This window comes from Arthrobacter sp. Ms25, assembly GCF_059090365.1.
Genome location: NZ_JBNHFP010000003.1, coordinates 554,153 through 568,879, shown reverse-complemented (window position 1 = coordinate 568,879; position 14,727 = coordinate 554,153). Strand labels below are relative to the sequence as shown.

General features: G+C 66.2%; 12 protein-coding genes. 6 read left to right on the top strand and 6 right to left on the bottom strand.

Annotated features, from left to right (window positions below):
• Window positions 1–42: 42 nt before the first annotated feature.
• On the top strand, window positions 43–1,995 hold the full coding sequence (locus AC5RT8_RS10890) for a hypothetical protein (RefSeq protein WP_494095720.1): 1,953 nt from the start codon (window positions 43–45) through the stop codon (window positions 1,993–1,995).
• A gap of 151 nt (window positions 1,996–2,146) precedes the next feature.
• On the opposite strand, the gene AC5RT8_RS10885 is transcribed toward AC5RT8_RS10890, so the two are convergent.
• Entirely contained in the window at window positions 2,147–2,281 is a 135-nt protein-coding gene (locus tag AC5RT8_RS10885; protein WP_494095719.1) for a hypothetical protein, read from the bottom strand.
• Window positions 2,282–2,691: 410 nt separating this feature from the next.
• On the opposite strand from AC5RT8_RS10885, the gene AC5RT8_RS10880 reads away from it, so the two are divergent.
• Window positions 2,692–3,249: a hypothetical protein gene (locus AC5RT8_RS10880; protein ID WP_494095718.1), complete on the top strand. Its 558-nt coding sequence runs from the start codon at window positions 2,692–2,694 to the stop codon at window positions 3,247–3,249.
• Here AC5RT8_RS10880 and AC5RT8_RS10875 read toward each other — a convergent pair.
• Both AC5RT8_RS10875 and AC5RT8_RS10870 read right to left on the bottom strand, forming a co-directional pair.
• Window positions 3,236–3,697, bottom strand: a complete 462-nt coding sequence (locus tag AC5RT8_RS10875) for a DoxX family protein (protein WP_494095717.1) — start codon at window positions 3,695–3,697, stop codon at window positions 3,236–3,238. The two genes, AC5RT8_RS10880 and AC5RT8_RS10875, sit on opposite strands and share 14 nt — an antisense overlap.
• 60 nt (window positions 3,698–3,757) lie before the next feature.
• The gene (locus tag AC5RT8_RS10870) at window positions 3,758–4,933 is read right to left on the bottom strand and encodes a M20 metallopeptidase family protein (protein ID WP_494095716.1); all 1,176 of its coding nucleotides are present in this window, start codon (window positions 4,931–4,933) and stop codon (window positions 3,758–3,760) included.
• Between the two features lie 259 nt (window positions 4,934–5,192).
• Here AC5RT8_RS10870 and AC5RT8_RS10865 point away from each other — a divergent pair, with 259 nt between their 5' ends.
• From AC5RT8_RS10865 to AC5RT8_RS10850, 4 genes are all read left to right on the top strand, one after another.
• Complete coding sequence (locus tag AC5RT8_RS10865) at window positions 5,193–6,596, top strand: sensor histidine kinase (protein ID WP_494095715.1); 1,404 nt, start codon at window positions 5,193–5,195, stop codon at window positions 6,594–6,596.
• A gap of 107 nt (window positions 6,597–6,703) precedes the next feature.
• Window positions 6,704–7,435 carry a response regulator gene (locus AC5RT8_RS10860; protein ID WP_494095714.1) on the top strand — a complete coding sequence of 244 codons (732 nt, stop codon included), beginning with the start codon at window positions 6,704–6,706 and terminating at the stop codon, window positions 7,433–7,435.
• A gap of 107 nt (window positions 7,436–7,542) precedes the next feature.
• Window positions 7,543–8,424, top strand: coding sequence for an ABC transporter ATP-binding protein (locus AC5RT8_RS10855; protein WP_494095713.1), 882 nt, complete (start codon window positions 7,543–7,545; stop codon window positions 8,422–8,424).
• Complete coding sequence (locus tag AC5RT8_RS10850) at window positions 8,421–9,650, top strand: ABC transporter permease (protein ID WP_494095712.1); 1,230 nt, start codon at window positions 8,421–8,423, stop codon at window positions 9,648–9,650. The genes AC5RT8_RS10855 and AC5RT8_RS10850 overlap by 4 nt, the downstream gene beginning before the upstream one ends.
• Window positions 9,651–9,701: 51 nt before the next feature.
• Here the strand turns inward: AC5RT8_RS10850 and AC5RT8_RS10845 are convergent, their stop codons facing one another.
• The 3 genes from AC5RT8_RS10845 to malQ form a co-directional block, all read right to left on the bottom strand.
• On the bottom strand, window positions 9,702–11,267 hold the full coding sequence (locus AC5RT8_RS10845; protein ID WP_494095711.1) for an acyl-CoA synthetase: 1,566 nt from the start codon (window positions 11,265–11,267) through the stop codon (window positions 9,702–9,704).
• A gap of 4 nt (window positions 11,268–11,271) precedes the next feature.
• Complete coding sequence (locus tag AC5RT8_RS10840; protein ID WP_494095710.1) at window positions 11,272–12,282, bottom strand: ABC transporter substrate-binding protein; 1,011 nt, start codon at window positions 12,280–12,282, stop codon at window positions 11,272–11,274.
• Window positions 12,283–12,523: 241 nt separating this feature from the next.
• The gene (gene malQ, locus AC5RT8_RS10835; protein WP_494095709.1) at window positions 12,524–14,698 is read right to left on the bottom strand and encodes a 4-alpha-glucanotransferase; all 2,175 of its coding nucleotides are present in this window, start codon (window positions 14,696–14,698) and stop codon (window positions 12,524–12,526) included.
• Between the last annotated feature and the right edge of the window lie 29 nt (window positions 14,699–14,727).

Sequence of the window (14,727 nt, the reverse complement as noted above, 5' to 3'; positions counted from 1 at the left end):
ACCCGCGTCAATGATGATGCGCTGCCCGAAAGACGATCCACCTTGCTCGATAAAGAACTTCGCCAGAAACTCCAGCCCCTCCGGGATGATCTGGCCCGTGCCGCTGACCCCGAATACGACGAGAAGGTGCCGGTCCACCGCCTGGCCAAGGAACTCAACCGGTCGATCCAGTGGGTCATCCGCAAGAGTGGTGGCGACAGCGATGAAATGCACGCCAGCTACCGTCTGACGAAGGAGGGGGAATCTAGTGTTAGGGAGGCCCACTGGCAGGAGCTGGCGGTCCCCGAAGGGCATCCTGACAGCCTATCCATGACACTTTCGCGGCTCGCCCGCGATCTGATGCTGCCCCGAATCGATGTCATAAATGAAGTAATCCGCCGTGGGGTATCTCGCGAGGAAACGACCCCGAAACTGATGCTGTACGCGTCCGAAGTGGAGGTGCTGCTGGAGTTCTTCGGGGAACGCTGGAAATGGCGGCAGGACCATCCGCTCCCCTATACACCGAGTACTGACGGCAGGATCTCCTTCGAGACATACGAGCGGATCCGCCAGGACGAGCGCGAGAACCTTGAGAAGAACGGGCTGATGCCCTCACGGTTGGAGCTGTCCCGCCACCCCAAACGGGAGTGGCCACAAATCACCGAGCATTCGCAGCGTCAGAAATCGCAGCGACCGTTTCCTGCTGCCACGCGAAACAAGAGCACCGCCTCAGCGTCGAGTTCTGTGAATGTGCTTTCCTCGGCGTCCGGAGTTGAGTCTCAAAAGCCCGCAGTCGAATCTGGCAAGCTGTCCGGGAAGAACGGCATATCTGCCAAATCGGCGCTCATAGCGCCAAATCCGGAGACTGCTATCAAGCTTGCTCTGAGCCACGATGCCCACACTGCAGGTCGGGTGAAGAGATCACAGACCGCTGCAGCGACGAATACAGCCTTGATCCCACCAAAGCCTGCATCCGTGGTTCAACTTCAAACCCGGAAGGTCGTAGGCCTGATTCAAAAGGAAGTCGAGGGTGGGCAACACACGGGAAAGGCGCCCGAGCCTTTTTTCCGGACTTTCAGGACCTCCGTCAGCACCGGATCTGTGGCAGTAGAAGAGCTCCAACGGACGCTAAAGGACTTCCATCCGAGCAGGTATTCAACGTTCTTCGACCAGTTCCGGGATGTCCTGGAGCTGGACCGGAAGATTGCCCGGATTATCGCGGCCAGAAGCGGTTATGCAACCACGAATCGGGAACATATTCGCATCATCAATGAGGTTTGCGAGTACAGCTACGGGATTTTTGCCTACTGGGAGATGGGCTCCAAGATCGGCCGAAAGGCCCGAAGCCTTCCGCTGCCGTCCGCCAAGAAAATCAAAAACGTGCTGGTGAAGCTGCGTCCTATGTACATGGGTGTCCTGACCGATTTATGCCACGGGCGCTTTGTTTTCTGGCGAGTTGGGGAGATCTGGGACCTGCTGGAAGTCCGGTTCGACGACGTGCATGACTGGTTGGACGGCCTGGCAGCCGGCGAGTATGTTCCGCTTACCACCCACCATATTCCCCTCGGAAACTATAAGAACCTTGCCGCCCTTACGGCCTTGTCTAACCGCGATCAGGACATAGTGAAATTCATGTCGGAAGCCGCACAGAATCTTCGTCAGGGTGTCCACGGGGTACGAGGGAGAAAAGCTACCACCGGCTCAGCGGGATTGGGGCCTCGCACAGTGGGCACGCCGGCCTCGTCAGGACCGCGGACACTGGGATACCGACCGGAGAACACTTGGCTGGTCCCGATTACGATCACCAACGGCCAGGTAGACACAACACTCGATGAGGATTTCTTCAGCGGGTTCGATGACACGAAACCACATCAGGTCCGGTCCTTCTACCGTCGCCCGAAGGGCTCCGCCCCCACTGCGCCACGTACCGAATTTGTCAGCGGACACGTCCGCGGTGGGAGAGGCGCTTTCGCGGACATGAAGCTGCTTCCCGTTGTCACCATCCGAAGGCGTTGACCCCGGGGAAATCGACCGATTTGGGGAAATCCCTGCCACTGCGCAGTGGAGCGATTTCCCAAAGTGGCAGCAGACTCCACAACCGGCAGCACAAACCCGCCCATCCCTCGACTCCGGACCTACACAGCCCGCGCCAGCGACCCCGTCCCATCTACTGCACCCGCGCCCGAAGACGGGCAAGGACGTGTTCCTCGGCGTCGGGCTCTGCCTTGATGCCCGCCGGTACTCGGAAGAAGACCAGCCCGACCACCCACCATGCAGCGAAGATCACCCACGGCTCAAGCATCAGCTACCCAGAAGGCGGTGCCCGGGACAGACCGGATCTGGAGGATTTCCCACTCACTGTGAGGGAGTGTGACTGCTGTTGCCACACGAGAAACAGCTGCACCATTGGGTGGGAACTTCTGCGGCGCTGTATAGGCCCGGATGCGTTCATAGTGCAGTAGATGTCCCCTGGCCGGCCGGGAGGCAGCAATAACCGCACGATGACCGTGCGGGCCGGGATCTGCTGAGCAGATAACGGGGCTTCGCGGGATCTGCTGAGCAGATAACGGGGTTATTCGGCGGCGATAAGCCCGTTATCTGCTCACCAGATGGGTTTCCGGGGCTAAGCCTCTTCGTCTTCGCCGGCAGTCAGCGCGCAGGCGACCCGCCGCCGTCACCACCACACCGCGCCCGTCCCCTAGAGTGATCGCCATGGACTCTCCGCCCCAGTTTGCCGTCATTGCGTTCGCTGCCCTCGCAATATGCATCGGTCCGGTCCTGCTCACGGCGGGCATCCTGGCGTATTCCGGCCGCTGGACATTCTGGACCGGTCCGTCCAGTTTCCCCTCGACGGCGAAGCATTCCCGGTACGGCTTCATAATGTTCTGGGCAGGCTTACCGCTGACTGCCATGGACATTGTCATCGGACTGGAGGCACTCGGCGTGGACGCCAGGGTGATTGGTGAGCTCATGATGGCTCCCGCCGTGTTGTGTATGACCGTGATGATGATCCATATCTACTTCCTGCCGAAGTTCCTGCGCCCCGTCTTGCTACCCCGGTGGTACCGCGACTGGGAAGCGGAGCAGTTTGAGGTCGAGGCCCGGAACGACGAACGACGCCGGGCGCGGCGAGAACGCAGACGGGAAAAACGCCGGAAGGCAAAGGAAGAGGCCCGGCGACTGCAGGCGAAGGCACAGGCCCGGGAGGAGAAACTGCGGGCCAGGGCGTCCACCGCTGACCCTGCGCCTGACCGGGTTACCCCTTCTTAGTCGCCGCCCGCAGGGCCTTCCAGGCGCCGGTGGACCACAGCGCCCAGAGCACCAGCGGCGGCTGGAAGAACAGGCGCACCAACCGTTTGCCGTCCGAGTCGAGGCCGAAGGCATCCGTGTGGGTGACGTACTGGGAGATGTTGCCGGGGAAGATGGCAATGAAGAACGCCGCAGCAGCAAGACCCACCGGCACCCGCCGCTTGCGGAGCAGGATCAGCGCCGCACCAAGGCTGATCTCGGCCACGCCGGAAAGCAGCACCACCGCGTCCTCGTTCAGCGGCACCCACTCCGGCACCTGCGCCTGGAATTCCTGCCGGGCGAAGGTCAGGTGGGACGTTCCGGCGAAGGCCAGGAACGAGCCAAGGGCCACCGCACCCACACGCCGGGGTTTCGACGTCGGCGGCGCGGGGCGGGCGGCAAGGGCGAGGACCTTCTTCAGTGCAGACATGCCTCGACGCTACACCCCTGCCCGAATGACGCAGGGGTGCAGGGGTCGGGGGAAGCCGGCCTAGGTCAGCCGGTTGTAGGCCAGCTGCGCCAAAGCCGCAGCCTGGTCCCCCAGCACCGAGTCGTCGAAAACCACCCGCGGGGAGTGGTTCCAAGCGGCCGTCACCGGATTGAGCGACGGCGGCGTCGCACCGAGGAAGATGAAGGTGCCGGGAACCTCGTTGAGCACCAGCGAAAAGTCCTCCGACCCCATCAGCGGGTCACGGGACTCCAGCACCCGGTCCTCCCCGAAGATCTCCCGCAGCCCGGCGACGGCCTCCCGCGTCCGGTCGGCGTCGTTGCGGGTGACGGGGTAGCGGATGGTGAAGTCCACCTCGGCCGTGCAGCCGTGCGCGGCGGCAATGCCCTCGGCGAGCGCCTTGGACTCGACGATCACGCGGTCCAGGGATTCCTCGGACAGCGTGCGGACCGAGGCACCCAGGCTGGCGGTATCGGGAATGACGTTGATCGCTTCCCCTGCGGAAAGCTGGGTCACGGTCAGCACAATCGGGTCGAAGGCCGAGAACCGACGGGTGGCCATGGTCTGCAGCGCCGTGGCAATTTCGGTCAGGGCCGGAACGGGGTCAATGGCGGTCTGCGGCTGCGAGCTGTGCCCGCCGGAGCCCTTCACGGTGATCCGCAGTTCGTTTGCGCCGGCCATCAGCGTGCCCGGCTTGGTGCGGAAGACGCCCAGCGGCCCCGGCCGTACGTGGATGCCGTACGCGGCGATGGGACGTTCCCCCGCGGCGTCGAGCACTCCCTCATCAATCATCAGGCTCGCGCCGTCATGCCCTTCTTCTCCGGGCTGGAACATAAAGATCACGTTGCCGGAAAGGTCCTGCTGCTGCGCGGCGAGCAGGCGGGCGGCGCCGACCAGGCCGGCGACGTGCAGGTCATGGCCGCAGGCGTGCATGGCGCCGTTGGTGGAGGCATAGTCCAGATCGGTCAGTTCGCTCACCGGCAGCGCATCCATGTCACCGCGCAGCAGGACGGTTGGTCCGGGCTCCGCGCCGCGGAGCACGGCAACCACGGAAGTGGTCTTGACCCCCAGGGTGATGTCCAGATCCAGTCCCTCCAGGGCGGCGAGGACCTTTTCCTGCGTCCGGGGCAGGTTGATCCCGGTCTCCGGATCCCGGTGCAGCTCCCGCCGCAGGGCCACCAGTTCAGGCAGTATCGCCTGTGCTTCCTGTACAAACATGCTTCGAAGTCCTGTCATCTACGCTGATGGCCGGCTGCCGTTCGGACTGCCGCTACCTACGCAGTAAATCACTCCTTTCGCTCCAGCACAGCCGTCTGGACCCCGACCGCACCGGTTCCGGCCCGACGACGGCGGCCCCCCGACGGCGACGACGGCGGCTGCCGCCCGCCCGCGGGCCGGAGCACAGCCCTCATCCGCCGGAGGTCGCTCATCCCTGCGGCGGAGCCCCCGCGGGCGTGCAGCTCCTAGACTTGGCACCATGATCGAGACCATGGCCTTCGACAGGACCGGTGCCCGCTCGGGACAGCAGGCACGGACCCGGCCCGGCTGGCTCAGCCGTCTCCCCTGGCGCAGCGGTGAAGACTGGGAACGGCCGGGACCCACCCCTGAGCAGCAGCGACACGACATCATCGGCACCCTGGTCCTGCTGCTGGTCTCGGCCTTCATCCTGGAAGTGAGCCGCGGAATCGGCGCCCTGGCCGGCGAAACGCAGCCCATTTGGTTCCAGCACCTGGCCATGGCCGCCATCGTCGCGCCCCTGGCGGTACGCCGCCGCTATCCCGTGGCCGTCATGCTGATCTGCAGTGCCGCGTTCCTGGGCCTGGGCCTGCTGGCGCCCATGGTCTCCGCCCAGACGAGCTTCCAGGCCGCCTATTTCGCCTCGCTCTACACCGCCGTGGCCTGGGCCAAGGACCGCAGGATGCTCTGGCTCGGCACCACCGTGGTCATCGCCGTGATGGCCCTGTGGGTCATCCTTTCCTTCACCGTCTCCTCCGCCTACGACGGCATGCTGGAACGGGTTCTGGAGGGCGATGACACCTACCGCGGTTTCCTGCCGCCGCTGGCGTCCCTGGCCCTCTATAACCTGGCCATCAATGCGGCCTACTTCGGCGGGGCCATCATGTTCGGCATGAGCGCCTGGCGCAGTGCGCACCAGCGGGAACTGCTCGTCAAGCAGTCCGCCCAGCTGGAAATCCAGGCAACGGAACTGGCCCGGCAGGCGGTGCTGGACGAGCGGCTGCGCATTGCCCGGGAACTGCACGACGTCGTCGCGCACCACATCGCGGTGATCGGCGTCCAGGCCGGCGCGGCCCGGCGGGTGCTGGAGAAGAAACCCGAGGCCACCGCGGACGCCCTGCAGACCATCGAAACCTCCTCCCGCGAAGCGGTGGAGCAGATGCGGTCCCTGCTGGGCGTGCTGCGTGCGGGTGAGGAGCCGGCGGCGGAGTCCGACGGCGGTGCGCGGCGCACGCCCGAACCCGGCCTGGCGGACCTCCCGGCGCTGGTGGAAGAGCACGAACATATGGGCCTGCAGGTCTCCTACCACCGGTCCGAAGATGTTCCCGGTGCCCTGGAACTGGTCCCCGCTCCCCTGGCCCTCTCGATCTACCGCACGGTCCAGGAGTCCCTTGCCAACGTCCGCCGGCACTCCACCGCAGGCTCCGCCGTCGTCGCCCTGCGCACGGGCACTACGGAGACCGGCGGCCATTGGGTCGAGGTGGAAACGGTGGACAACGGCAGGCCGCGCACGGGCAGCACCGCCGGCTCCGGATTCGGCATCCGGGGCATCCGCGAGCGGGCGGACCTGCACGGCGGCAGCGCCGAAATCGGCCCGCGGTCCGGCGGCGGCTGGCGCGTCAGGGTCCGCTTTCCCGTGCGCTGAACGGTACCGTGGTTGCCGGGCGCGGTGTTGCCCGGGCGGCGCCGGGCCGCCCCGACCGAGGCTTGCCCGACCGAGGCCTGCCCCTTCGAAAGGAAGATACCCACACCATGGAACCGATCCGGGTCCTGCTGGCCGATGACCAGGCCCTGCTGCGGGCGGGCTTTGCCATGATGCTCTCCGTTGAGGACGAAATCGAGGTGGTCGGCCAGGCCGCCAACGGCGCCGAAGCGGTGGAATTCGCCGCAGCACACCCCGTGGACATCATCCTCATGGACGTGCAGATGCCGGTCCTGGACGGCATCCGCGCCACCGAGCAGGTAGTGCAGGCCGGCACCGCGAAGGTCATCATCCTCACCACCTTCGAACGCGACGACTACCTCTTTGACGCCATCAGAGCCGGAGCCAGCGGCTTCCTCCTGAAGAACTCCGACCCGGATGACCTGGTGGCCGCCGTCCACGCCGTCGCGGGCGGCCACGCCCTGCTGGCACCGGAAATGACGGTCCGGGTCATCGAACGCTTTGCCCGGCAGCTGCATGCCGAAGCGGCGGGCGCCGGCCCCGTCGCGCCCGCCCCCGCCACACGCCCGCCGTCGGGGTCTGCCGAACAGCAGAAACTGTTGGCATCGCTGACCTCCCGCGAGCGCGAGGTTCTGGTGCATGTTGCCGCTGGCCTCAGCAACGCCGAAACCGCTGCCAGCATGTTCGTGGCCGAAGCCACCGTGAAAACCCATGTCTCCAACCTGCTGGGCAAGATCCAGGTGCGGGACCGGGTGCAGGCCGTGGTGTTCGCCTACGAGTCCGGCCTCATCCTTCCGGGGGACAAACCCCTCCCCCGCTGACCCGCGCAGGTTCCATCCCGCGGCCGATCCGCCGTGCTGCACTTCTGCCTAAGCTCGAAGCAGAAGTTCACCACTAGGCCCGGCCCCTCCCGGGAAAGGAGCAGCCCATGCTGCAGGTCCGCAACCTCACCCGTCGCTTCGGGGACAAGACCGCCGTCGACGACGTTACGTTCGATATCCCGTCCGGCCGCATGACCGGCTTCGTCGGCGCCAACGGGGCCGGCAAGACCACCACCATGCGTATGATCATGGGCGTCCTGACAGCCACCACCGGCGAGGTGCTGCTGGACGGTTCCCCCGTCACCGCCGCGCAGCGCGCACAGTTCGGGTACATGCCCGAAGAGCGCGGTCTCTACCCCAAGCAGCCGATCATCGACCAGCTGGTCTACCTGGGCCAGCTGCACCGGATGAGCCAGTCTTCGGCCCGCCGCGAGGCCCTGGAGCTGCTGGACCGGTTTCGCCTGGCCGACCGCAGCAAGGACAAGCTCGAATCCCTCTCCCTGGGCAACCAGCAGCGCGTGCAGATTGCCGCCTCGCTGCTGCACCGGCCCACCGTCCTGATCCTGGACGAACCGTTCTCCGGCCTGGACCCCATCGCCGTGGACTCCATGGTGGAGCTGCTGCGCGAACGGACGGCGGCCGGCGTGCCGGTGCTGTTCTCCAGCCACCAGCTGGATCTGGTGGACCGGCTCTGCGACAACCTGGTGGTCCTGCAGGCCGGTCGCCTGATGGCCGCCGGCAGCGGTGACGAGCTGCGTGCCTCGGCACCCCGCCGCCACCGCATCACGGTCTCCCCGGACGCCGGCTGGCTGCGCGAGGAAACCGGACTCACCGTCATCGACGTCGCCGGTCCCTCCGCCCTGGTGGAGTTCGACGACGACGCACACGCCCAGCGCACCCTGGCCGCAGCCCTCTCCCGCGGCGCGGTGCAGGAATTTGCCCCCGTCCGCCCGTCCCTGAGCGACATCTACCGTGAGGTGACAGCATGAGCACCGCAACCCGCACCCCTGAGGCTAAGCCCGGACAGGCTCCGGACACCCCTGACACCACGCCCGCGTGGGCCATAGTGACGCTGCGGGAAGTCATGGTCAAAATGCGTGACCGCACCTACCTGCTCTCCACGGCCGCAACCCTGCTGCTCATTGTGGGCAGCATCCTGTTCAACGCCTACATGTCCTCCCGCGGCTCGGACCACACGGTGGCCGTGGCAGATACCACCGCCACGGACATCATCACCGCTGCCGATACCGCCGGCCAGGAGGGCGACGGGAACACCTCCTTCGAAGCCGTCACGGCCGACTCCCCCGAAGCCGCCCTGCAGCTGGTCCGCGATGAAGAGGCCGACGCAGCCCTGATCCAGGACGACGACGGCACGTGGACCCTGACCGGTAAGGAGGAGATCGATTCGGGGATGCGCGGACCGGTCTCCGAGGCCCTGACCAGCTATGTCATCAGCGCCAACGCCGCTGCCGCCGGCACCACCGCAGCGGAGCTGACCGCCGGGAGCGAGCTGGAAGAGGCGCTGCTCGAAGGCGACGCCGAGCAGGCCGGAATCGCCGAGCTCGTCGGCCTCGCGTTCAGCTTCCTCTTCTACATGGCCACCATCATCTTCGGGCTGGCCATCGCCACCTCGGTGCTGGAGGAGAAGCAGAACCGGGTGGTGGAGATCCTCGCCACCGCCATCCCCATCCGCCAGCTCCTCTACGGCAAGGTCATCGGCAACACCGTCCTGGCCATGGTGCAGCTGGCGCTGTACGGCGGGGCGGCGCTGCTGGCCCTCAATCTCACCGGCACCGCAGACATGGTGGGATCCATCATTCCGGTCTCCGGCTGGTTCCTGGTCTTCTTCCTGATCGGGTTCCTGATCCTGGCCGCCTTCTGGGCGATGCTCGGCTCCATGGCCAGCCGTTCGGAGGACCTGAACAGCAGCTCCGCCCCGGTCATGGCGATCATCTTCGCCGCACTGTTCGCGGGCATGTTCGCCAAGGGGCAGCTGCTGGTTGCCGCCTCCTTTGTCCCGGTCATTTCCTCGGTGGCAATGCCCATCCGGATGCTCAGCACGGAGGTGCCGCTCTGGCAGACCTTCGTCTCACTGGCCGTTGCCCTGGCCGCGGCCTACGCCCTGCTGAACTTCGCCGCGAGGATCTACCGGCGGGCCGTCCTGCAGAGCGGCGGTTCGCTGACGCTGCGCAAGGCCATGAAGCTGGAGCAGTAGCCTCGGCAGGAGCATCACGGCAGGCGGGGAGGATCGCGCTCCCCGCCTGCTTCATGTGCCCTGCGGATACCGGCGGCGCAGTTCGGCCTTGCGGATCTTTCCACTCGCCGTCCGGGGGAAGTCCTCCACCATGCTTACGGTGCGCGGCACCTTGTACCGGGCCAGACGGCTAAACAGGTGTTCCTGCACTTCCTCAGCCGTGAGCGCATACCCCTCCCGCAGACTGATGACCGCGTGGGGGACTTCACCCCATGTGCTGTCCGGCACGCCGATCACGGCAACCGAAGCCACGGCTTCCAGCTCGGCAATGGCCTGTTCCACCTCGGCCGGATAAATGTTCTCCCCGCCGGAAATGATCATGTCCTTCAGCCGGTCGGACACGAACAGGTACCCGTCGTCGTCGAAATAGCCCATGTCCCCGGAGCGGAACCAGGTGCCTTCCGCATAGGCCTCCGCGGTGGCATCTGGCCGCTGCCAATAGGAGCGGATGACGTTGGGGCCGGAGATCTGGATCTCCCCCACTTCCCCTGCCGACAGCACCCCGCCGTCCGGGCCCGTGATCCGGACGTCGGTGAAGAAGTGCGGCAGCCCGGCGGAGCCGGCTTTTTCCCGGGAGCGGGCCGCCGGAAGCGCGGTGGCGCCCGGCGCGGTTTCCGTCATTCCGTAGCCGTTGGAGAAGGACAGCCCGCGGGCTTCATAGGCTTCCAGGACCCGCAGGGGCACCGCGGAGCCGCCGCAGGTAATGGTGGTCAGCGAGCTAATGTCCCGCTTGTTCCAGTCCGGGTGTTCACACAGCATCTGGTAGGTGGTGGGCACGCCGCTGATATAGGTGGCTGCGTACTGTTCAATCGCCGCCAATGTCCTGCCCGGTTCGAAGCGGGTTTCCAGCACCACCGTTCCACCCTTGAGGAGCACGGGCAGCACGCCCATGTCCAGGGCAGCGACGTGGAACATCGGGGAGATCATCAGGGCGACCTCGGTCCCGGACACGTCGTAGTCCACCAGCACGTTGTAGCAGTTCCAGGCCAGGTTGCCGTGCGTCAGCAGGGCACCCTTCGGCTGGCCGGTGGTGCCGGAGGTGTAGAGGATCATGGCTCCGTCGTCGGCGCTGACCGGAAGGTCCAGCCGTTGCGGGGAAGCACCGGCGATCACGGCATCGAAGTCCGGCACGGATTCGCCGTCCGGTCCATCCGCGGCCGGGCCCCGGTCCGGCGCGGCGCCGTCGTTCACCTCCAGCCGCACCTCCACCGGGGTGTCGACTGCCCCCAGGTGCGCCAGCGGCGCCAGCGCACCGGTGTAGACCAGGACCAGGCTGCCCGAGTCCTGCAGGGCAAACCGGATCTCCGGCGGCGCCAGCCGGGTATTCAGCGGAACGAAGACCGCGCCCAGTGTTCCGGCGGCAAAAAACGTCTCCAGGAAGGCGGGATGGTTGTCCCCGAGGAACGCCACCCGGGTGCCGCGGTCCACGCCGGCGGCACGCAGTGCCTGCGCCAACCGGTTGATGCGCTCATCCAGCTCGGTGTAGGTGATGTCCCGGCCCTGGAAGACCAGTGCCGTCCGTCCGGCGGATTTCAGGCGCCGGCGGTGTATCCATGATCCCAGCCCCTGGTTTTCCACGGCGCTACTGCACCGTCATGGCATCGACGTCCGGTTCCTTGGCCACAAACTCGTACTTCAGCATAAGTGCGCCCAGATCATCCAGCTCGTCGCTTCGAAGTTCGCCGTCGAACTCCTCCATCTTCAGGTTTTCGGCGACTGCCGCGTCCATCCCCATGAACGCCGGAAGCGTGGCCCGGACGTCATCGACGTTGGCCTGCGCCTGGGTGAGCGTTTCCGTGACGGCCTCCTTAAAGGCCGTGACGGTTTCCGCGTTTTCCTCCGCATACCCGCCGGACGTGAACGTGACCATTGTCGGCATGCCGGGGATCGCTTCCTGGTTCGGATAGCCCACCAGGACATAGTCGGGATTCGACAGGGCCCGGCTCAGGAACGGCTCGGGCAGCCAGACAGCGTCCGTATCACCCCGCTCGAGCGCGGCTTCCATATCCGGGAACGGCAGCTCGTTGAACTTGATCTCCTCCGGATCGGCGCCGGCCAGGGCGGCGCTTTCCATGATGGTCAGATCACCCTGGGTATTGACCGCGTTGACGGTGGTGGTCTTCCCCTCCAGATCCGCGAAGGAGGTGATCCCGGAGTCCGCGCGGGCCACCACTCCGTTGATGTCATCGCCTTCGGCGAGGGAATTGGAGTACCCGGACACGATCTTCATATCCAGGCCCTTGTCCTTGGCCACCATGACCGACAGCGGGTTGCCCACGGCGAATTGGATGTCACCGGTGGAGACCGCCGGCAGCATGGCTGCCCCGCCGGTGCCGGGCTGCAGCTCGATCTCCAGCCCGTGCTTCTCGAAAATCCCTTCATCGATGCCGTACTGCATGGCCGAGGACGGGGCGATGGACAGCACCCCCACCACTACCTGCTCCAGTTCACCGGTGCCGCCGCCTTCACTCGCCGACGGCGAGGACTCGGCGTCAGAGCCGGCAGTGGAGCCGGAACAGCCTGTCAGTGCCAGGGCAAGCAGCACTCCGCCTGCGGCAGCGGTGGACAGTTTCCTGCTGATCGTGTTCCTCATGACCTACCTCTTCATTGTGGTGGTAAGAGTGGCGCCCTGCCGGACGGTAAATCGGATCCCTGCGCCCGCCAGAACGGAGGCTGGGGTCCATGTCACCCCGGATCGTTGAAAATGTCAACAGTGTCGTTTTCGTCTGCAGCAGGCGCGCCCCACCGGGGCACGCCAAAAAAACGGTGCGGTGGTCCGCACAGCAGACCACCGCACCGTTTCCTGAGTTCCCCACCCGGTACGAGGGCGGGGTCTATCCCTGGATTCCCTTCTGCATCAGGGCAGCCAGGGACCGGAACCTCTCGTTCTGCTCCAGATCATCCATCAGCACCGCTTCACCGTCGGGACCGCAGAGGGGAATCCGCCAGTTCGGGTATTCATCCGCCGTTCCCGGCTGGTTTTGGGTCTTTTTCTCGCCCACCAGGTCCGCCAGCGCCACCCCCAGAAGAGCCGAGGGGGTCTGCAGGATGAATTCGTGCAGCACCTCCACGGTCAGCTGCACCTCCTCGCCGTGCATCTGCCCGGCCACCTGGTCGGAGGCAGACGCGGGCAGCAGCCCGCGCCGGCGGAGCACGTCCAGGACGGCCTCCTGCGCCTCGCTGTCCGCCTTGCGCTCTTCCTCGACCGGACGGTTGAGCAGGCCCAGGGATTCGCGCAGGTTCACGTGTTCACCGGCCAGATAGCCGGCGGTCGGCGGGAGGTCGTGGGTGTTGACGCTGGTCAGGGCCCCCACCCGGTATTCCTCCGGGGCACGGGGTCCGTCCTCCGTCTGCTCGAACCACAGGATGGAGGTACCCAGTATCCCGCGCTCCCCGAGGTACTCCTGGACCCACGGCTCGAACACGCCCAGGTCCTCGCCGATGACGACGGCGCCGGCCCGCTGCGCTTCCAGCGCCAGGATGCCGATCATCGCCTCGTGGTCGTAGTAGACATAGGCGCCTTCGCCCGGCGACTCGGCGTCCTGCGGAATCCACCAGAGCCTAAACAGGCCCAGGATGTGGTCCACCCGGATGCCTCCGGCGTGCCGGAGGATGGTGCGGATCATGTCCCGGTAGGCGGCGTAGCCGGACTCCGCCAGGCGTCCCGGGTGCCACGGAGGCTGGCTCCAGTCCTGGCCGCGCTGGTTGAACATGTCCGGCGGGGCGCCCACCGAAATGCCGGAGGTCAGCACGTCGCGGAGCATCCAGGCATCGGCACCGCTGGGATGCACGCCGACCGCGAGGTCATGGATCACGCCGATTTCCATGCCGGCCTTCTTCGCGGCCCGCTGGACGGCTTCGAGCTGCTCATCGCAGATCCACTGCAGCCATTTGAAGAAGTCGATCCGTTCCTGCAGCCGGGGCAGCTGCCCCAGGACGTAGTCGCTGTCCGGACCGGTGGCCTCTGCCCATTCCGGGGCGCCCGGGGCCAGTTCCTCGGCCAGGGCACACCAGCGGGCGAAGCTTTCCAGGCCCTGCCCGGCGTCTGCCTTGAAGGCATCGAACTGTTTCTGCCGGCTCGTGCTGCGCTCCACCCGGTACACGTCCTCCAGCGCGTGCAGCTTCGCCGCGTAGCTGGCGTCACGGTCCAGTTCCGCTGCGGAGGTGTTGGCCGGGTACAGGGAACGGGCGGATTCTTCGGCAGCCCGCCGCTGGTCGTCGCCGAGGTAGGCGTATTCGGGCACTGCCTCCACCCGGATGTACAGCGGGTTGAAGAACCGCCGGGTGGTGGGCAGGTACGGGGAGGGCTCGATGGGGGGAACGGGTTCGGCAGCGTGGAGCGGGTTGATCAGGACGAACCCGGCGTCGTAGTCCGTGCCCGCGAGCGCGGCAAGGTCCGCCAGGTCGGTAAGGTCTCCGATTCCCCAGGACCGGGAGGAGCGGACGGAGTAGAGCTGGGCCTGCACGCCCCAGGCGCGTTCGGCTTCCAGTGCGTCCGCCGTGTCCAGCCGGTCCGGGGTGACCACCAGCACGGCACTGCCGGAGATCCCCTCGCTTGCCAGTTCCAGCCGGTGCCAGCCCAGTTCCAGGGCCTTGGGCAGGGCGACCAGGGTGCGTGCCACGGCGGCGCCGTCAACGTCACGTTCTTCCGCCGGGGTGGACGGCCAGTCAAGTTCCTGCTCGGAGCCGTCCTCCAGGCGCAGGGTCAGCTGCGCGGCTTTGCCGGGCGGCAGGTGGACGGGCACGCTGCCCGGTGTGCCTTGGCGCACGACGACGGTGGGCGGCAGCGGCCGCTTCCAGGCGGCTGTCTTTGACTCGGCCAGCGACCGTGCCAGGTCCTGCTCCGAATCGGTGGCCATGCCCATCGCGGAAAGGACGCTGCGCAGAGTGGAGTCTGAAACCGGTTGCTCGGATCCGTCCCACCCGGTGAAGGTGGTGGCTACCCTGTGGAATTCGGCAAGCTGGTGGAGAAGATCCTGTGCAGGCGGGGCTTTGGGCTTTTTCCTCATAATCCCAATCTATGGCCCCCGGCCCGCAG